This is a genomic window from Martinezella sp. CNPSo 3732, from assembly GCF_057784515.1.
Map to the genome: position 1 here is coordinate 1 of NZ_JBXSOO010000004.1, position 19,072 is coordinate 19,072.

Genomic DNA, 19,072 nt, shown 5'->3' on the forward strand with positions numbered 1-19,072 from the left:
CGCACTGATCGGCATCGCCACGGTCTTGTCGGCCGTGTTTATCCCGATGGCCTTCTTCTCCGGTTCGGTCGGCATCATCTACCGGCAGTTCTCGGTGACGATCGTCTCGGCGATGGTGCTGTCCGTCATCGTCGCTCTTATCCTCACGCCAGCTCTTTGCGCCACCATTCTCAGACAGCCCAAACATGGTGCGAAGGAAAAGGGCGTGTTCGGCTGGTTCAACCGCAATTTCGAGCGGGGAACACGCAGTTATCAGCGCGGCGTCCACCGCATGATTCGCATGACCGCCGTTTTTCTGCTGATATTCGTCCTGATCGGCGTCGGCGTCGGTTATCTCTTCAACCGCTTGCCGAGCTCCTTCCTTCCGGACGAGGACCAGGGCATTCTGCTGACGGCCATCCAGCTGCCTCCAGGCGCCACGGATTCCCGTACCTGGGCGGTGCTCGACCAGGTGAGAGATTATTATCTCAACAACGAGAAGGACTATGTCGAGGGCGCATTCGCAGTCGCCGGGTTCGGATTCAGCGGTCAGGGCCAGAATGTCGGTCTCGTCTTCGTCAGGCTGAAGGACTTTGATCAGCGCAAGACGCCGCAGTCTAAGGCACAAGCCATCGCCGGTCGTGCCATGGGAGCCTTTTCCAAGATCAAGGACGGTAGCGTCTTTGCGCTGGCACCGCCGGCAATCCCCGGCTTCGGCAGCTCGAGCGGCTTCGACTTCTTCATCAAGGATATCAACGGCGCCGGCCATGAAGCGCTCATAGCGGCCCGCAATCAGCTGCTTGGCGCAGCCGCACAGAACCACAAGCTGTTCGGAACGCGTCCGAACGGCCAGGAGGACACGCCGCAATATTCCGTAAACATCGACCAGGAAAAGGCGAGCGCGCTGAACATCGGCCTTTCGGATATCGACACGACGCTGTCGACGGCCTGGGGCGGCACCTATGTCAACGACTTCATCGACCGCGGCCGTGTCAAGAAGGTCTATGTCCAGGCCGACAAGGATTTCCGCATGCAGCCCGAAGACCTGGGCCGTTGGTATGTGCGCAATTCCGGTGGCGACATGGTGCCATTCTCCGCTTTCTCGAGCGGCGAATGGACCTACGGCTCACCGCGTCTGGAGCGCTATAACGGCTCGTCGGCGGTCGAAATCCTCGGCTCCGCGGCTCCTGGCGTCTCCTCGGGCGACGCCATGAACGAGATCGACAAGATCATGGCGAGCCTGCCGCCCGGCTTCAGTCATGAATGGACCAGCCTGTCTGCCCAGGAAAAGCTTTCGGGCAACCAGGCGACCCAGCTCTATGCGATCTCGATCCTGGTCGTCTTCCTGGCACTCGCCGCCCTTTACGAGAGCTGGTCGATCCCGCTTGCCGTCATGCTGTCGGTGCCGATCGGCATCTTCGGCGCACTCTTGGCAGCCACCATTTTCGGCCAGTCGAACGACGTCTACTTCAAGGTCGGTCTGCTGACAACAATCGGTCTGGCGGCAAAGAACGCCATCCTGATCGTCGAATTCGCCATCGAGCAACAGAACCAGGGCAAGAGCCTGATCGACGCAACGCTGGAAGCATCCCGCCAGCGCTTGCGACCGATCCTGATGACCTCGCTCGCCTTCATCCTCGGCGTGCTGCCGCTGGCGGTCGCCAATGGGGCCGGTTCCGGCAGCCAGAACTCGATCGGCATCGGCGTCATGGGCGGCATGATTTCGGCGACCGTGCTCGGCATCTTTTTCATCCCGCTGCTCTTCGTCTCCGTCCGCCGTATCTTCAAGGGCAATGTTCGGTCGCCGGCAGGGCGGGAGGCTGGTAACCCTGACGTGGCGCATTAAGGTCTCTCCACTCGCTCTCTCGAAGCAGAGAGCGAGTGGAGATCTCGATCGGGTATCGGATGCTTCGTCTTGATTTGCCAAGATTGTCATCAATGATTAATATGCAATCATTGATGATGGGATACTTCCATGGCCAGTATGACGATCCGCAACATCGACGATCATTTAAAGACCCGACTGCGCATTCGCGCGGCTGCACATGGGCGATCGATGGAGGATGAGGCGCGAGACATTCTGCGGGCGGCCTTGTCGACCGAAGAAAAGCGTCAACCCAACTTGGTTGAGACAATCCGTCGCCGCATGGCTGCGAGTGGTGGGGTCGTGCTGGATATGGCTCCGCGTGAACCAATCCGACCGGTCGATCTCGATCCATGATCGTTCTCGACACAAATGTCATTTCTGACCTATTGGCACCATCACCATCGCCAATGGTTGAAGCGTGGCTCGCCGCCCAGCCTCCTCTCGCCATCTTTACGACGGCAACGACGCAGGCGGAAATCCTTTACGGTCTCCGGCTGCTGCCTGCGGGCCGACGCCGAAGCGAATTGGAAGCTGCTATTCTCCCGATATTCGAAGAGGATTTCGCCGGAAGAGTTCTCCCCTTCGATAGCGAAGCCGCGGGAGCTTATTCCTTCATTGCAACATCGCGGCGTCGGGCCGGCAAGCCGATCAGCCAGTTCGATGCTCAGATCGCCGCAATTGTAGCGTCGCGAGGAGCAACCCTTGCCACCCGCAACGTGTCGGATTTCCTGGACATCGGAATAGCTGTCGTCAATCCGTGGGATTATCAGGGCTGATCCGGTCCATCCATACACCGCTAAACATTCAAGTTGAGAGCGGAGATATTGGCGGCACCGTGGCTTGTGCCTTCGGCGACCATTTTGCATGCAGCTTGGCAAGCATCAGGTAGATGATCGGCGTGGTATAGAGCGTCAGCACCTGTGACACGACGAGCCCGCCGACGATCGTGATCCCAAGCGGCCGACGCAGCTCTGCGCCGGGGCCGGTGGCGATGATCAGCGGAATGGCGCCCATCAATGCGGCAAGGGTCGTCATCAGGATAGGCCGGAAACGCTTGAGGCACGCCTGATAGATGGCTTCTTCCGAAGACAGGCCGAGTATGCGCTCGCCCTGCAGCGCGAAGTCCACCATCATGATGCCGTTCTTCTTGACGATGCCGATCAACAGGATGATGCCGATGAAGGCAATGATCGTCAGCTCGGTGCCGCTGATCGCAAGCGCCAGCAGCGCGCCGAGACCGGCGGACGGCAGCGTCGAGATGATCGTCAGCGGATGCGCCAGGCTCTCATAGAGGATGCCGAGGACGATATAGACCGTCAGCAATGCCGCCAGCAGCAGCAGCGGCTGGCTGCCCGACGACTGGGTGACGCTCGCCGCATCGCCGGCGAAATCCGCATGCAGCGTATCGGGCAAATGCATGTCCAGCACCGCCTTCTGAATGGCGTCGTTCGCCACCTGCAGCGGCGTGTTGAGCGCCAGATTGTAGGAGATGGTGACGGAGGGATATTGGCCCTGATGATTGACCACCAGCGGCGCCAGCGTCCGGTCGATCGACGCCACCGCGCTCAGCGGCACCTGCGTGCCGCCGGAGGCGGGCACATAGAGCTTGGAAATATCGTGGGGATCGAGCGCATACTCGGGATTCGCCTCCAATACGACACGATACTGGTTGCGCTGCGTATAGATCGTCGAGATCTGCCGCTGCGCGAAGGCATTGTTCAGCGCGGAATCTATGGACTGAATGTTCACGCCGAGCTGCGAGGCCAGACTGCGGTCGATATTGACGGTCGCCTGCAAGCCGTTAGGCTGCCTGTCGGTCGCGACATCGGCCAATCCCGGCAGGGCCTGCATCCGCTCCAGCACCTTGGGCGCCCATTCCACCAACTCGTCGTAATTCGCGCCCCAGAGCGTGAACTGATATTGCGATTGCGACTGGCGCGCGCCGGCGCGGATATCGCCCGGCGAAAACAGGAAGGTGCTGAGGCCTGGAACGGCCATCAGCTGCTTGCGCAGCCTGTCTATGACGTCGGCCGTCGGCGCACGCTCCGATTCCGGCTTCAGCGAGATGAAAAGCTGGCCACGATTGATGGAGCTGGAAAAGCCGCCACCGCCGACGGAAGAGCCGATACCGGAAACGGCGGGATCCTTTGAGGCGATATCCGCGGCCTGCTGCTGCAGCTTGACCATGGCGGGATAGGAAATGTCGGTCGCAGCCTGCGTTCCGCCCTGGATGAAGCCGGTGTCATCCTGTGGGATGAAGCCCTTCGGAACCTTGACATAGAGATACCCGGACATGACCACGCAGGCGATGATGACGACCACGGAAAGGAAACGGTGATGCAGCACCGCCCGTAGCGTGCGGCCGTAAAAGCCGGTAATGGCACTGAGCGTGCCCTCGACGATGCGGCCGAACAGGCCGGGCCGGGCATCGATATCGTGCTGACGCAGTCGATGGCCGCAGATCATCGGCGTCAGCGTCAGGGATACCAGTGTCGAAACGACGATGGTAAAGCCGAGCGTCAGCGAGAAGGTCTGAAAGAACCGGCCGACAATGCCGCCCATGAAGAACAGCGGAATGAAGGCGGCAAGCAGCGACAGGCTGATCGAAACGACGGTGAAGCCGATCTGCTTGGCGCCTTCGAGCGCCGCCCGCATCGGCTTCATGCCCGCTTCCAGATTGGCATAGATATTCTCGATCATAACGATGGCATCGTCGACGACGAAGCCGACGGAAACGGCAAGCGCCATCAGCGAGAGATTGTCGATCGACAGGCCGAAGAGCCACATCGCGGCAAAAGTGCCGGCAAGAGACAGCGGCACAGTAACGCCAGCAGCGACTGTAGGGGTAGCGCGCCGCAGGAACACGAAGACGACGGCCATGACCAGACAAATGGTGGCAAGCAACGTCCATTGCATGTCGGTGACGCTGGCATGGATCGTCGTGGTGCGGTCGGAGAGAATCGAGATATTCACACCGGCAGGAATGAGCCGCTGCAATTCGGGGATCAGCTGCTTGACGCCATCGACGGTGGCGATGACGTTCGCATCCGCCTGCTTGGTGATGTTGAGCAGCACGGCCGGTTTGCCGTCATACCAGGCATCCGAGCGGCTGTTGCGTACGCCCGGCTCGACAGTGGCGATATCGGACAAGCGAACCGCCGTGCCGTCCCCGCTCTGTACGATGATCCGTCCATAGGCTTCCGGCGTCCGCAACTGGCTGTTCACGGCAAGGGAGAATGCGCCCGAAGCTCCATCGATCGAGCCGAAGGGGCCGAGCACGCTGGCATTGACGATCGCGGTGCGTACGGCATCGAGCGACAGGCCCATGGCCGAGAGCCGATCAGGATCGAGCCTGACGCGGATGGCCGGCTGGTCTGCGCCACTGACGGTAACGCCGCCGACGCCATCGACCTGCGAAATGCGCTGCACGACCACAGTGTCGGCCGCATCGTAGATGGCGCTCGCAGGCACATTGTCCGAGGTCAGCGCCAGGATCAGCACGGGAGCGGCAGCCGGGTTGATCTTGCGGAAGGATGGCAGCGTCGGCAGGTCGCCCGGCAGGTCGGTCGCCGCCGCGTTCAACGCCGCCTGCACGTCCTGCGCGGCGCCATCGACGCTGCGGGAAAGATCGAATTGTGCGATAATGCTGCTCGAGCCGAGCGAGCTCACCGATGTCAGCTGCGTGACACCGGCGATCGTGCCGAGATGGCGTTCCAGCGGCGCTGCAACGCTCGCCGCCATGCTGGCGGGATCGGCGCCCGGACGGCTGGCGGAGACGACGATTGTGGGAAGGTCGACGGTCGGCAGGCTGGCAACCGGCAGGAAACGATAGGCAACGATGCCGAGGATCACCAGCCCGATCGCCAGAAGCGTCGTCCCGACAGGGCGTTTGATAAACGGCTCGGAGATGTTCATCTCTCGCCACCCGCCAATTCATTCATCTCAGCGCTCGGCGTGCCGCTGGTGCGGCCGACGACCTTGGCGCGCAGACGCTCGAAGGCGAGATAGATCACCGGCGTCGTATAGAGCGTCAAAAGCTGCGAGAGCACGAGACCGCCGATGATGGTGATCCCGAGTGGAATGCGCAACTCTGCGCCCGTGCCCTGCGCCAACGCCAGCGGCAAAGCGCCGAAGAGCGCCGCGAGCGTCGTCATCATGATCGGCCGGAAACGCAGAATCGAGGCTTTCAGAATGGCCGCGCGGGGCTCGAGACCTTCCTTGCGCTCCGCCTCCAGCGCAAAGTCGATCATCATGATCGCATTCTTCTTGACGATACCCATCAGGAGCACGACGCCGATGAGAGCGATGATCGAGAGATCCTGCCCGAACAGCATCAGCGCCAGCAGTGCGCCGACGCCGGCCGAAGGCAGCGTCGACAGGATCGTCACCGGATGCACGGCGCTCTCATAGAGCAGGCCGAGCACGATGTAGATCGTCACGATAGCCGCCAGGATCAGCCAGGGCTCACCCGCAAGCGACGAGGCAAACTCTTCGGCATCGCCCGAATATTTGCGCTGGATATTGTCGGGCATCTCGATATCTCGCTCCGCCGCCTTGATCTCCGCGACGGCATCGCTGAGCGAGGCGCCCTTGGCGAGATCGAAGCTGAGCGTCACGGCCGGGAATTGCTCATCATGGCTGATGACCAGCGGCGCGGTCGTGAAACTCGCCGTCGTGAAGGCGTTGAGCGGCACCTGCGTATCGCTGGCACCGGCGACATAAAGCTTGTCGAGCGATTTGGGATCCGACTGATATTGCGGCGCCGCCTCCAGGATGACGCGATACTGGTTGGCCTGGCCATAGATCGTTGCGATCTGCCGCTGGCCGAAGGCATCATTCAAAGTATCGCTGACGGCCTGCATCGACACGCCGAGCCGCGAGGCGGTCTCGCGATTGACATCGACGAAGATGCGCCCACCACCCATCTCCACTTCGGAGGCGACATCCATCAGCTTCGGGCTTTCCTGCAGGCGCTGGGCGAGCTTCTGCGCCCAGTCGACCACCGTATTCGTGTCCGTGCCCGTCAAGGTATATTGGTAGGGTGCACGGCTGGCCCTGGTGCTGATCGAAATATCGCGCACACTTTGGAAGGTGACGTGGATGCCGGGCATGCCGGTAACTTCGCCGCGCATTCGTTCGATAATCTGATCAGCGGACGCATTACGCTCACTCCGCGGCTTCAAGACAAGGCTGAGATTACCGGTATTCAGCGTCAGATTGCTGGCGCTGGCACCGATGACGGCAACGACGCCGGTAACATCCGGATCCTTGCGCAGTCGGTCGGTCACATCAGCCTGGATCTGCTTCATGGTTTCGAAGGAGGTCGTCGGTTCGGCCTCGATGACGGCGGTGATGAGGCCCGTATCCTGCGCCGGCAGGAAACCCTTGGGGATGACGACATAGAGCGCGATCGTCGCAGCCAGCGTCACCACCGTCACCAGCAGCATGAGACGGCTGCGATCCACGGCCCAGACAAGGCTGCGCCGATAGCCTTCAACCATCCAGTCGGTGAAACGGTCGGCACCGGCCAGAAAGCCGCCCTGATGCTCTTTCGGCTTGCGCAGGATGCGCGCGCACATCATCGGCGTGAGCGTCAGCGAGACCACGGCCGACACGACGACGGCAATGGTGAGCGTCAGTGCGAATTCGCGGAACATGCGGCCGACAATGCCGGTCATGAACAGTAGCGGAATGAAGACGGCGACCAGCGATACGGTCAGCGAAATGATGGTGAACCCGATCTCGCCGGCGCCCTTCAGCGCCGCCTGCATCGGATTTTCACCTTCCTCGATATGGCGGGCGATGTTCTCGATCATCACGATAGCGTCGTCCACGACGAAGCCGGTGCCGATGGTCAGCGCCATGAGCGAGAGATTGTCGAGGCTGAAGCCGGCAAACCACATGACGCCGAAAGTGGCAATCAGCGACAGCGGCAGCGCGACGCCGGCAATGAAGGTCGCAGTCATCGTCCGCAGGAACAGCAGCACGACCAGGATGACGAGGCCGATGCTGATGACGAGCGTCCATTGCACGTCATGGATCGAAGCGCGGATCGTCTCGGTGCGGTCGTTCACGATGTCAAGCGAAATACCGGCCGGCATCGCCTGCTTCAGCTTCGGGATCTGCTTCAGCACGTTCTCGACGGTCTGGATGACGTTGGCGCCCGGCTGACGCATGATATCGAGAATGACGGCGGGCTGCCCCTGATACCAGGCACCGACTCGATTATTCTCCAGCCCCTCGACGACCGTTGCGACGTCCTTCAACTGCACCGGCGCACTGTTGCGGTAGGCGACGATGACGGATTTATAGACATTGGGATCGACGATCTGATCGTTCGCGGCGAGCGTGAAACTCTGCTGTGTGCCGTCGAGCGAACCCTTAGCGCCGGCCACGCTGGCATTGGTGATCGCCGAGCGAATATCCTCCAGCGCCAGCCCATAGGAAGCGAGACGCGGCAGATCCACCTGGATGCGGATGGCGGGTTTGACGCCGCCCTGGATGTTGACGTCGCCGACACCCGACACTTCGCTCAAGCGCTGCGCCATCATGGTGTCGGCAAAATCGCTGAGCTCACGGATCGAATAGCTGTTGGAACGCAGCGCCAGCGTCACGATCGGCGTATCGGCCGGATTCACCTTCGAATAGGTCGGCGGATAGGGAAGCGTGCGCGGCAAAGTCGATCCGGCGGCGTTGATCGCTGCCTGCACGTCCTGCGCGGCGCCATCGATATCGCGGCCAAGATCGAACTGCAGCGTGATCTGGCTGATACCGAAGGCGCTCGACGAGGTCATGGAGGCAAGCGAAGGGATCTGGCCGAGCGGTCGCTCCAGGGGTGCGGTCACCAGCGCCGCCATCGTATCGGGATCGGCGCCCGGAAGCTGCGTCGTCACCTGGATCGTCGGGAAATCTACCTGCGGCAGCGGCGCGACCGGCAGGAAGAGAAAGCCGAGAATGCCGCCCAACAGAACCGCTACCCCGAGAAGCGTGGTGGCGATCGGCCTGGAAATGAAGAGCGACGAGACGTTCATTGTTGCTGCGTCGGCGTAGCGGAGGAATTGTTGTTGGAGGCCGAGCCGCCGCCCGTATCCGCACCCTGCTCGCCGCCGGCGCCAGGCTGACCATCGTGGCCGCGATGGCCACTATGACCGCCGGCACCGCCCTGCCCGCCCTGGCCACCATTTCCACCCTGGCCATTGTGGCGGCGGTGCGGACGTTCGCTCGCATTCGCGGTGCCTGGAGCAGCATTCTGTTGGTCGTTTTCTGCAACAGGCTGCCCGTTATTGTCGGTTGACGGAGCAGCCGGCGACGCCTGATCCGGATTGGCCGAAATCTGCACCTTCGATCCATTCTGAAGCCGCGCGAAACCGGTCGTCACCACTTTATCGCCGGGCGCCACCCCATCGGCGATGACGGCGAGCGTATCGTCCTGCTGGCGCACCTTCACCGGCTTCATCGCGACCGTCTGATCCCGGCCGATGATATAGACGAAGGTGCCGTTCGGTCCGCGCTGCACGGCGCCGCTCGGAATGACGGTAACGCCCTTCAGCGTCTCGACGAGCAAGCGGGCATTGACGAAGGCGCCTGGCCACAGCGCCAGTTTGTCGTTGGGGAAATTCGCCTTCAGCTTGACCGTACCCGTAGTGGGATCGACCTGATTGTCGACCACGCCAAGCGAGCCGTTGTCGACCACCGTCTCGCCGTCATTGCCCATGGCCTGGACGGCAAGCGTTCCGGCCTCACTGGCCGCATTGACGCGGGCAAGCTGTTGCTGGGGAATGGAAAACAGCACGGAGATCGGCTTGATCTGCGAGAGCGTCACGATGCCGGTCGCATCGGACGAGCTGACGAGATTGCCGACGTCCACGTTGCGGATGCCGGTGCGCCCATCGAAGGCCGCCCTGATCGTCGTATAATCGAGTGTTGCCTGCGCGCTTTCGATGGCTGCCACATCCACCTGGACCTGTGCTGTATATTGGGCCACCAATGATGTCTGCGTGTCGACCTGCTGCTGCGTGCCGGACGCGCTCTTTACCATCAGCTGATAGCGGGCGAGATCGCGCTGGGCGCCTGCAAGCAGGGCTTCGTCCTGCGCCTTCTTGGCGATCGCCTGGTCGAGCTGCGCCTTATAGACGGAATCGTCGATACGGGCGATGACATCACCCTTCTTGATATCCTGGCCCTCACCGAAATTGATTTCGACGATTCGTCCGCTGACCTGCGCGCGCACCGTCACGGTATTCAGCGCCTTCACCGACCCAACGCCGTTAATGTAGACGGGGACATCGGCCGTCGTCGCATCGGCAGCAAGCACGGGAACCGGCCCGCTGAACTGCGACATGCTGCGCCGTCCGCCACCACTGCCACCCTGCCTTTGACCGCCACGGCGTCCGTCCTGGGCTTGTTCCCCCGGTGCTGCAGCATTCTGGTAGCCAAGCAGCTTCTCCGCCGGCCCAAGCCAACGATCGCGGGTCGCATAGGCGCCATATCCGACTGCGCCGATCACTGCCAACCAAACGACGACCCGAAACGTCCGAGCCATTCACGCACCTTTCCTCAAATCCCGGGGCGACGACGATCCCGCGCTATTCATGGCGCGACCTTAGCTTGCATCGTGCCGCTTAGGAATTTGGTATGGCCATTAAATTTTGTCCATTTTAGCGCCACTTAGCGTAACAAACTGTAACATTGGACGAAAAACTAGGGTTGTGGTTGCAAGGTGGATGCGTCTACCCGCACAAGCCGCTGCAGCGCCTCAAAGCACGCCCCAGCCACGGTAGCGACCGCGACCCGTCATCTCGCGCAGGCCGAGCTCGGCCACCAGATTAAGCGCGCCTCTGGAGGTGACGCCGACATGACGTGCGATCATTTTCGCCGAAACGATCGGCCGCGACAGCACGATATCGATGACTTCGGGCAGGCTGCTGTTGGACCGCCGGTCCTTGAGCCGGAGCTCCATCTGCAGCCGGGCAAGCGAAAGGCGATCGAGCTCCTTCAGGCCCGAATCGGCCGAAAGTGCCATGGCCTCCAGAAAGGCTGTCAGCCGCGTGGTGCGATCCGGTGCACGCCGGCGATCGTGACGGACGGCTTTCAGGCCGACATTCAGGCAGAAGAGATGGGATGTGACCTTGCCCCGGCTGCGCAGATAGGCGCTGACCAGCAAGCCGCCGAGCCAATGCTGCCGCCGCAGTGGCTCGATGCGCTCCCAGGCATCGAAAAGCACCGCCGCGCCGAGAACGGGCGGCAGCAGATCCGCGTCGCGAATGACGGCGCGCCAACTCTCCAGCCGCTCATCCTCATCCCAATCCTCATCGCGAACGAGCGCAAGGGGATCTTCGACATCGATCGTAGGCTGCCGGGCTTCCGGAACGCCGCCGTTCAGGATCTTGTCGGATCGGGCGAGAATGGCGTCGATCTCGGCGAAATCAACGCCGAAATCGTCTTCCTCGTCCACTGGTTCGTCGGGCTCTATGGCCGGGGCACGCGTCGAACGCGGCGAAATGGTGTCTTCGGTTTCGCCGACATCCCCGCGTAAGACGGCAAGGCCGGCTGGCTCCAGCCCCCAGGACGGATCGGCGGCCCATAGCCGGCGACGGCTGCGCAGCACCGCATGGGCGATGGTCAGCTCGTGCGTCGGTGTGCGCGTATCCATGCGCGCATCATGCAGGACGAGATCCTCCACATGCACGAGTTCGCCGCCGACCCAGAGCGCGCCTGCGGCATCGAAAAAGTGCCCGCGCTCGCGAAAACCATCCGCCACCGCATGCCTCAGGACACGCTCATCCAGCCGTGCCAACATATCCTCCGCCTTGACGATGGCGGGCAGAAGCGCGGCAAGCGGCAGTGTGGTTAGATCATATCGCATTGGAATCACATCATTGCATCGATCTTACGGAACTTATCATCGCCGTCCGCGGCGAGATAGGAAGGCAACCCTGTGAACTGTGGATGGCAATCACTATTTTCCGCCTTGACCTTCCAGCGATCGGAAGGTTCATAAGGGTTTCCGACGCCCTTTCGGGCAAAGGAGTATGACATGGCACCGCACCACGAGCACGATCACGGCCATCATGGCCACGGTCATCACCATCATCATGATGCCGACATTCAGGATGTGGTGATCCGCGATCCCGTCTGCGGCATGACCGTCAATCCCGATGCTGGTAAGCCGTCGATGGATTATCACGGCTGTATTTTCCACTTCTGCAGCAATGGCTGCCGCGCAAAATTCGAGGCTGCACCGGAAAACTATCTCACAGCAAAAGATCCCGTCTGCGGTATGGTGGTCGATCGCGCCACCGCCCGCCATTTCATGAAGCACGAGGGTGAGAAATTCTATTTCTGCTCAGCCAGCTGCAAGGCGAAGTTCGAAGCGGAGCCATCAGCTTATCTCGATGGCAACAGACCCGCGCCAAAGCCGGTGCCGAAAGGCACGCTCTATACCTGCCCGATGCACCCCGAAGTCATCAGCGACCATCCCGGCGACTGCCCGAAATGCGGCATGGCGCTGGAGCCGATGGGTGTTCCCGCGGCCGATGAAGGCCCGAACCCGGAACTTACAGATTTCACACGCCGGCTCTGGATCAGCGCCGCGCTGTCGCTGCCGCTGCTTGTCATCAGCATGGGTCCGATGATCGGCCTGCCGATTCGCGACTGGATCGGCGAACCCCTCGCCACCTGGGTCGAACTTCTGCTCGCGACGCCGGTCGTGCTTTGGGCGGCTCTTCCTTTCTTCCGCCGCGCCTGGAATTCGCTCGTCAACCGCAGCCCTAATATGTGGACGCTGATCGGCCTCGGCGTCGGCACTGCCTATCTCTACAGCGTCATCGCCACGTTCGCCCCTGGCTTGTTTCCCATGAGCTTCCGAGGCCATGGTGAGAGCGTGCCCGTCTATTTCGAGGCAGCTTCCGTCATCGTCGCATTGGTCTTCGTCGGCCAGGTGCTCGAGCTGAAGGCCCGCGAACGCACGGGCTCGGCCATTCGCGCGCTTCTCGATCTCGCACCGAAAACAGCACGGCGCGTCGGCGCCGACGGAAGCGAAACCGATGTGCCTGTCGACGAAATCCAGGCCGGCGACCGGCTGCGTGTGCGCCCGGGTGAACGCGTCCCCGTGGACGGCTCCGTCGTCGAAGGACAATCCACTATCGATGAATCGATGATCACGGGCGAGCCCCTGCCGGTCGAAAAGACCAAGGGCGACGCCTTGACCGGCGGCACCATCAACAGGAACGGCGCGCTCATCATGCAGGCCGAAAAGGTCGGCGCGGAGACCACGCTCTCGCGCATCGTCGAGCTCGTTGCCAAAGCGCAACGCTCACGCGCGCCGATCCAGACAATGGTCGATCGCGTCTCTACCGTCTTTGTGCCCGCCGTCGTCGCGGCTGCCATCATCGCTTTCGCCGTCTGGACCTTTGTCGGGCCGGAGCCTCGGCTGGCGCATGCGCTGCTTGCCGCCGTCGCCGTGCTGATCATCGCCTGCCCCTGTGCGCTTGGGCTGGCGACGCCCATGTCCATCATGATCGCCACAGGCCGAGGCGCACATGAAGGTGTGCTGGTGCGCGATGCCGAGGCGCTGGAACACTTCGCCAAGGTCGACACGCTGATCGTCGACAAAACAGGCACACTGACCGAAGGAAAACCGCACCTGACCGACATCGTCACCGCGGCGGGCACAGACGAGGCACGCCTCCTCTCGCTCGCCGCCAGCCTGGAGCGCGGCTCCGAGCACCCGCTGGCTGAAGCCATCGTTGCCGGCGCGAAGGAGCGCGGGGCACGCTTCGTCGAAATCTCCAGCTTTGCGGCGGTGACCGGCAAGGGCGTGGAGGGCCGCTCCGGTGACACCGCGATCGCTCTCGGCAATGCCGCGATGATGGCCGACCTTGGCGTTGCGGCTGACGCATTGAAAACCGAGACAGAGCGCCTGCGCAGCGAAGGCAAGACGGTCATGTTCGTCGCCATCGGCAGGAAGCTGGCCGGCCTCGTCGCCGTCGCCGACCGGATCAAGCCGACCACGGCAGCCGCCATCAAGGCGCTGCATGAAAGCGGCCTGACGATCGTCATGGCGACCGGCGACAACGGCAAGACCGCCGCTGCCGTCGCCAGAGAGCTCGGGATCGACGAGGTGCGTGCGGACATGCTGCCGGAAGGCAAGAAGGCGCTGGTCGACGAGTTGCGGGCTAAAGGCCGTATCCTTGCCATGGCGGGCGACGGCGTTAACGATGCTCCGGCACTTGCATCAGCCGATGTCGGCATTGCCATGGGCACGGGCGCCGATGTCGCCATGGAAAGCGCCGGCATTACCCTGGTGAAGGGCGATCTCAACGGCATCGTCCGCGCCCGCCATCTCTCGGAAGCGACGATCCGCAACATCAAGCAAAACCTTGCCTTCGCCTTCGGCTACAATGCGCTCGGCGTGCCGCTTGCGGCCGGCGTGCTCTATCCGGTGTTCGGCCTGCTGCTGTCACCGATGATTGCGGCCGCCGCAATGAGCCTGTCCTCGGTCTCGGTCATCGGCAATGCACTGAGGCTGAGATTGGCGAAATAGCGCGATGCCGGGAAACTGGACACAGCAAATGGCCGATGCCAGTATCCATATCCGAGACAAGATAACGGACCTGGCATGAATAGGGATCGATTCCAGCTGAAGCGACGGAGCGATGATTTGGTCTATACGTTCCATCGCAAACAGCTATCCGATGGAAGGATCGGCTACCGGCGTGAGGATGCCGATCTCTGGATCAGGTTTCAAGTTGGCTTCGGTTGGGGCACTTGGGATGATGAAGACGGAGCCTTGCTCGGCAGGCCATGGAGCGTACCGTTTCCGGAACAAGACGCCGATTATCCGCCGGAAGGCGAGTGGGTGAGCAAGAAGGGTTCGAAATCCTACGTCTACGAACTGGTCTATGTTTGACGGCATGGAGAGGGCGAGGGCATGCACTCTTCCTGCTCGTGGGAAGAGGGAATTTTAGTTGATAGCCTACGATCTTTTACACAAATTCGCCGCCTCGCGCGGTCGTCCCTTCTCCCCGCATGAGCGGGGGAAGGCTAGATGAGGGGCCATGCCCACACTTGCGGCATCGGAAGACGCACCTGACTTGCCCAAATTCGCTTACGCGACCCGCTCCACAGCAATCGCGGTCGCCTCGCCACCGCCGATGCAGAGCGCGGCAACACCACGCCGCGCACCTTGACACTGCAGCGCATGCAGCAGGGTCACGATCAACCGCGCACCTGTGGCGCCGATCGGATGGCCAAGCGCGCAGGCGCCGCCGTTAACATTGAGACGGTCACGAGCAATGCCGAGCTCCTTGGCAGCCGCCATGGCGACGACGGCGAAGGCCTCGTTGATCTCGAAAAGATCGACATCGCCGATCTTCCAGCCCGTCTTGTCGAGCAGCTTGCGGATCGCCGGGATCGGCGCTGTCGTGTACCAGGCGGGCTCTTGGCTATGCGTGGCATGCGCCTTGATTTCGGCAAGGATCGGCAATCCCTCACGCTCGGCAAGCGAACGGCGAGTCAGGATCAAGGCGGCCGCGCCATCGGCATTGGCCGAGGCACTGGCAGCCGTAATCGTGCCGTCCTTGCGGAAGGCGGGCTTCAGCGTCGGGATTTTTTCCGGCGAGACCTTTTGCGGATGCTCGTCCTTGGCGATGGTGATCGGGCCGCCCTTGGCCATGACGGAAACTGGCGTGATTTCGGCTTCGAAGGCGCCGTTCTCCGTTGCGGCACGGGCGCGCGATAAAGTCTCGATCGCATAGGCATCCTGATCGTCGCGGCTGAACTGATAGGCCTCGACCGCCAGCTCGCCGAAATCGCCCATCGAGCGGCCCTTCTCATAGGCATCTTCCAGCCCGTCCAGCATCATGTGATCGAAGATGCGGTCGTGGCCCATGCGGTAGCCGCCACGCGCCTTGGCAAGCAGATAAGGCGCATTCGACATCGATTCCATGCCGCCGGCGACTGCGATGGAGGCCGAGCCGGCGAGAAGCAGATCATGCGCCAGCATGGTGGCCTTCATGCCGGAGCCGCAGACCTTGTTGACCGTAGTGGCGCCGACGGCATCCGGCAGGCCAGCCCCGCGAGCAGCCTGCCGGGCCGGCGCCTGTCCCTGCCCCGCAGGCAGGACGCAGCCGAACAGAACTTCATCCACTCTCTCCGCCGAAAGACCCGCACGCGCTAGCGCGGCGCGGATGACATGCGCGCCAAGCTCGTGCGCCTGCAAAGGCGAGAGATCTCCCTGGAAGCGGCCGAGCGGCGTGCGGGTGGCGGAAACGATGACAATGGGATCGATAGCGGACATGACATCTCCTTACGGTCGGCAAACATATCTTCAGCCCATTTCTATCACGTTAGATGATGATCGTCATCTAAATATCGCAGGAAAGAGGATACGACCGACGGCGGATATGATTGCCCTCACCGCGTACAGACCCTAAGGATATCCATAGACTTTGAAGGAATATTCCATGCCGCTTTACATTAAGGACGACGCCATCGACCGATTGGCGCGCCGCTATCAGGCGCTGACCAGGGCCACCACCAAGACGGAAGCCGTACGGCTTGCCTTGCAGAAGGCGCTGGATGAGGAGCTGACCAAGCCGGCTCTTGCTGACGTCGCCGTCGCTTTTTGCCGCAATCTCAAGCAGAAGGCCATCGCCAAAAGCGTAAGCGCCGACATAGCGGGAGAGATTTGATGTTCATCGACGCTTCAGTGCTGTCGGCGATGATGACCGATGAAGAGGAGGCGCGCGCCTTCGCCATCCGCATGCAGCCGGCAACGGCACGAATGACCTCGCCGCTTGTCGCAGCGAATGCCGCAATCCTGGTCTCCGATATTTTGGGATTGTCGCCTATCGAGGCCGGCGAAGCTGTCCGCACGTTTCTGCAGCTCATGAACATTCAGCCGCTTGCGGTGCCGCCTCGCGCCGCCATCTTGGCGACCGAAGCCTACGAGCGCTATGGCCAAGGCGGCCATACGGCGCGCCTCAGTCTTGACGATTGCATGACCTATGCCTGCGCTCGCTATTATCGCCAGCCGCTATTGTCGAAAAGCGACCGGTTCAAGCAGACAGATATCGAGCTGGCATAGAGCATGTCGCGTAAAAGTGTGCAGCGGTTTTGCGACGACGACATGCACAAAATCAAAGACCTAAAGCGTGAGAAGCGAATCTGAAAGATCGCGACGCGCTTTAGGCCAGCTCGAGCCATCACGTCATTACGGGCAAAGCGAGGCGGAGCCTGCACTATAGGTGCTCGAACGAGCACCGACGGAGTTAGGAGCAGCGGCGCATTGCAAGCGGGAAATGGAGTCGCCGGCGCGGATCGGGCCGGTCACCGACGGATCGGTATTGATCGTGCCGTCCGGAAGGATTGCATCCTTCGAATGGTCGACGCTGCCGACATCGGCCTGGAACGCCTCGACATTGACGCGCTTGGGATGATGCTTATGCACCTGCTCTGCCATGGCGGCGCTGGACATGCCGAGGACGAGAGCGGAGATGGCGAGGGTTCTGAGCAGCATGGGACTGCCTCCTGTGGGAGTTGACGCGGATTTCATATGGGAACCGGCAGCTCACTTTACAGCGGCTTGCCTGTCAATATCGTTAAGAATTTGAAGGTTTTGATTAGGTCTTCACTTTATGGCGGGATACCTCTGCGCCGGCATCGTACGGCAGGCTGATAAAACGCAATGCGGAGATGCCACCGATAAGGCCAATGATGAGGAAAGCCCAGCGAAAATCGATGAGCGAGAGCGTTTCCCCACCATGAATCGTGCGCGAGAGATTGAGAACGGCGGCAGCGACGGCAACGCCGAGCAATAGCGAAACCTGCTGCAGCATGCTCGACAATGTCGAGGCGGAGCTGCGCTGCGCGGCATGGATATCGGCAAACCCCAGCGTATTCAGCGCCGTGAAGTTCATCGACCGTGACAGGCCGGCGATGAATAGCAGGCAATATATCAACGCATCTGGTGTCGATGGAGACAGAAGCGCGCATCCGGCAATGCTTGCGGATGAGATCAGGCCGTTGACGACGAGCACGTTGCGGAAACCGAAAATCCTCAGCATGTGCGTCGTTATCGCCTTCATGCCGAGATTGCCGGCGAAATAGAAGAGCAGATAAGTGCCCGCATCGATCGCCGTACGGCCGAAACCGACCTGGAAGAGCAGCGGGATCAGGAAAGGCGTCGCGTTGATCGCCACACGGCTCGCCGTGCCGGCCGAAAGCGTCGACATCGCGAAGGTCTGCACCTTGAAGGCGGAGAGATCGAGCAAGGGCGCATCGACCGTCATGAAATGCCGGGTGGCGATGATGGAGAAAACCACACCTGCTACGATCAACCCAATGCTGGGCGCCAACCCCGTCGTGCCCTGCACCACGAATTCGAGGCCGGCAAGCAGGAAGGTCAGCCCCGCCGCCGATTGCAGAAAGCCGATAAAATCGAGCCGCGCGACCTTTTCCTCCCGCTGATCCGGCACGAAGCGCAGAACGAGGCCGAGACCGATGACGCCGATCGGGATATTGATCAGGAAGTTCCAATGCCAGCTGAGATAGGTGGTGATGAAGCTGCCAAGCACCGGGCCGATGACAGGAGCGGTCAGCGCCGGCCAGGTGATCATCGACATCGCATGCACCAGATCGGATTTGCGAGCATTCTTCAGCACGATGATGCGTCCCACGGGCGTCATCAGCGCGCTGCCAACGCCTTGAACGGCACGGGCAATGATGAACTCGGTCAAATTGCCCGAGAGACCGCAAAACAGCGATGCCACGGTGAAGATCGTAATCGACGCCAGGAACACTCGCCGCGCGCCATAACGATCGCCGGCCCAGCCGGCCAGGGGCACGAAGGCGGCCATGGTCAGCAGATAGACCGTGATGCCGATGCTCATCGAAACCGGCTCGACGCCGAAGGTTTTCGCCATCTGCGGCAGCGAGGTGGTGACGATGGTGCCGTCCAGGATCTGCATGAAGAAGGAGACGGCGACGACAAAGGCGATGATGCGGGACTGCCGGCCGAAACTTACTTCGGAAGGCTCTTCTATGGTCCGGACAACGGTCATGATCTGAATTCGGAGATTGGCGTTCAAAGGAGCCGTGCATGCCGGCCGTAATCATACGATCATTGAATACGCCCATGATGGTGGCTTGCAAAGCCACAAACCCAGCCGTCGCCATCAAAAATTGACACGGTGACATAAGAACCGCGATTCCAGAGAGCCAGGC

Annotated in this window: 14 protein-coding genes; 7 read left to right on the plus strand and 7 right to left on the minus strand. The window is 61.5% G+C overall.

Annotated features, from left to right (window positions below; genetic code table 11):
* From AC13RM_RS10775 to AC13RM_RS10785, 3 genes are all read left to right on the plus strand, one after another.
* The coding region (locus AC13RM_RS10775; protein ID WP_488554923.1) for an efflux RND transporter permease subunit at window positions 1–1,825 on the plus strand (1,825 nt) is incomplete at its 5' end.
* A 129-nt stretch (window positions 1,826–1,954) separates the two neighbouring features.
* Window positions 1,955–2,200: a FitA-like ribbon-helix-helix domain-containing protein gene (locus tag AC13RM_RS10780; protein WP_285176877.1), complete on the plus strand. Its 246-nt coding sequence runs from the start codon at window positions 1,955–1,957 to the stop codon at window positions 2,198–2,200.
* Complete coding sequence (locus AC13RM_RS10785) at window positions 2,197–2,622, plus strand: PIN domain-containing protein (RefSeq protein ID WP_488554924.1); 426 nt, start codon at window positions 2,197–2,199, stop codon at window positions 2,620–2,622. The genes AC13RM_RS10780 and AC13RM_RS10785 overlap by 4 nt, the downstream gene beginning before the upstream one ends.
* 28 nt (window positions 2,623–2,650) lie before the next feature.
* On the opposite strand, the gene AC13RM_RS10790 is transcribed toward AC13RM_RS10785, so the two are convergent.
* The 4 genes from AC13RM_RS10790 to AC13RM_RS10805 all read right to left on the minus strand — a co-directional run bounded on the left by AC13RM_RS10790 (window position 2,651) and on the right by AC13RM_RS10805 (window position 11,711).
* Complete coding sequence (locus AC13RM_RS10790) at window positions 2,651–5,761, minus strand: efflux RND transporter permease subunit (protein ID WP_285176881.1); 3,111 nt, start codon at window positions 5,759–5,761, stop codon at window positions 2,651–2,653.
* Entirely contained in the window at window positions 5,758–8,877 is a 3,120-nt protein-coding gene (locus AC13RM_RS10795; RefSeq protein ID WP_285176883.1) for an efflux RND transporter permease subunit, read from the minus strand. The genes AC13RM_RS10790 and AC13RM_RS10795 overlap by 4 nt, the downstream gene beginning before the upstream one ends.
* Window positions 8,874–10,388 carry an efflux RND transporter periplasmic adaptor subunit gene (locus AC13RM_RS10800; protein ID WP_285176885.1) on the minus strand — a complete coding sequence of 505 codons (1,515 nt, stop codon included), beginning with the start codon at window positions 10,386–10,388 and terminating at the stop codon, window positions 8,874–8,876. The genes AC13RM_RS10795 and AC13RM_RS10800 overlap by 4 nt, the downstream gene beginning before the upstream one ends.
* A 213-nt stretch (window positions 10,389–10,601) precedes the next feature.
* Window positions 10,602–11,711 (minus strand): RHE_PE00001 family protein, encoded by a 1,110-nt coding sequence (locus tag AC13RM_RS10805; RefSeq protein WP_488554925.1) that lies wholly within the window; start codon window positions 11,709–11,711, stop codon window positions 10,602–10,604.
* A gap of 171 nt (window positions 11,712–11,882) precedes the next feature.
* Here AC13RM_RS10805 and AC13RM_RS10810 point away from each other — a divergent pair, with 171 nt between their 5' ends.
* Window positions 11,883–14,390 carry a heavy metal translocating P-type ATPase gene (locus AC13RM_RS10810; protein ID WP_374819538.1) on the plus strand — a complete coding sequence of 836 codons (2,508 nt, stop codon included), beginning with the start codon at window positions 11,883–11,885 and terminating at the stop codon, window positions 14,388–14,390.
* 75 nt (window positions 14,391–14,465) lie between these two features.
* Window positions 14,466–14,756, plus strand: coding sequence for a hypothetical protein (locus AC13RM_RS10815; protein ID WP_374819540.1), 291 nt, complete (start codon window positions 14,466–14,468; stop codon window positions 14,754–14,756).
* 198 nt (window positions 14,757–14,954) lie between these two features.
* Here AC13RM_RS10815 and AC13RM_RS10820 read toward each other — a convergent pair whose 3' ends face one another.
* Complete coding sequence (locus tag AC13RM_RS10820; RefSeq protein WP_374819542.1) at window positions 14,955–16,145, minus strand: acetyl-CoA C-acyltransferase; 1,191 nt, start codon at window positions 16,143–16,145, stop codon at window positions 14,955–14,957.
* A gap of 166 nt (window positions 16,146–16,311) precedes the next feature.
* Between AC13RM_RS10820 and AC13RM_RS10825 the strand changes: the two genes are divergently transcribed.
* Both AC13RM_RS10825 and AC13RM_RS10830 read left to right on the plus strand, forming a co-directional pair.
* Window positions 16,312–16,539 (plus strand): type II toxin-antitoxin system VapB family antitoxin, encoded by a 228-nt coding sequence (locus AC13RM_RS10825; protein WP_285176891.1) that lies wholly within the window; start codon window positions 16,312–16,314, stop codon window positions 16,537–16,539.
* Window positions 16,539–16,934: a type II toxin-antitoxin system VapC family toxin gene (locus AC13RM_RS10830; protein ID WP_374819544.1), complete on the plus strand. Its 396-nt coding sequence runs from the start codon at window positions 16,539–16,541 to the stop codon at window positions 16,932–16,934. The genes AC13RM_RS10825 and AC13RM_RS10830 overlap by 1 nt, the downstream gene beginning before the upstream one ends.
* 126 nt (window positions 16,935–17,060) lie before the next feature.
* Here the strand turns inward: AC13RM_RS10830 and AC13RM_RS10835 are convergent, their stop codons facing one another.
* Both AC13RM_RS10835 and AC13RM_RS10840 read right to left on the minus strand, forming a co-directional pair.
* Complete coding sequence (locus AC13RM_RS10835; protein ID WP_113231398.1) at window positions 17,061–17,366, minus strand: hypothetical protein; 306 nt, start codon at window positions 17,364–17,366, stop codon at window positions 17,061–17,063.
* A 103-nt stretch (window positions 17,367–17,469) separates the two neighbouring features.
* Window positions 17,470–18,909: an MFS transporter gene (locus AC13RM_RS10840; RefSeq protein ID WP_374819547.1), complete on the minus strand. Its 1,440-nt coding sequence runs from the start codon at window positions 18,907–18,909 to the stop codon at window positions 17,470–17,472.
* Window positions 18,910–19,072 lie beyond the last annotated feature (163 nt).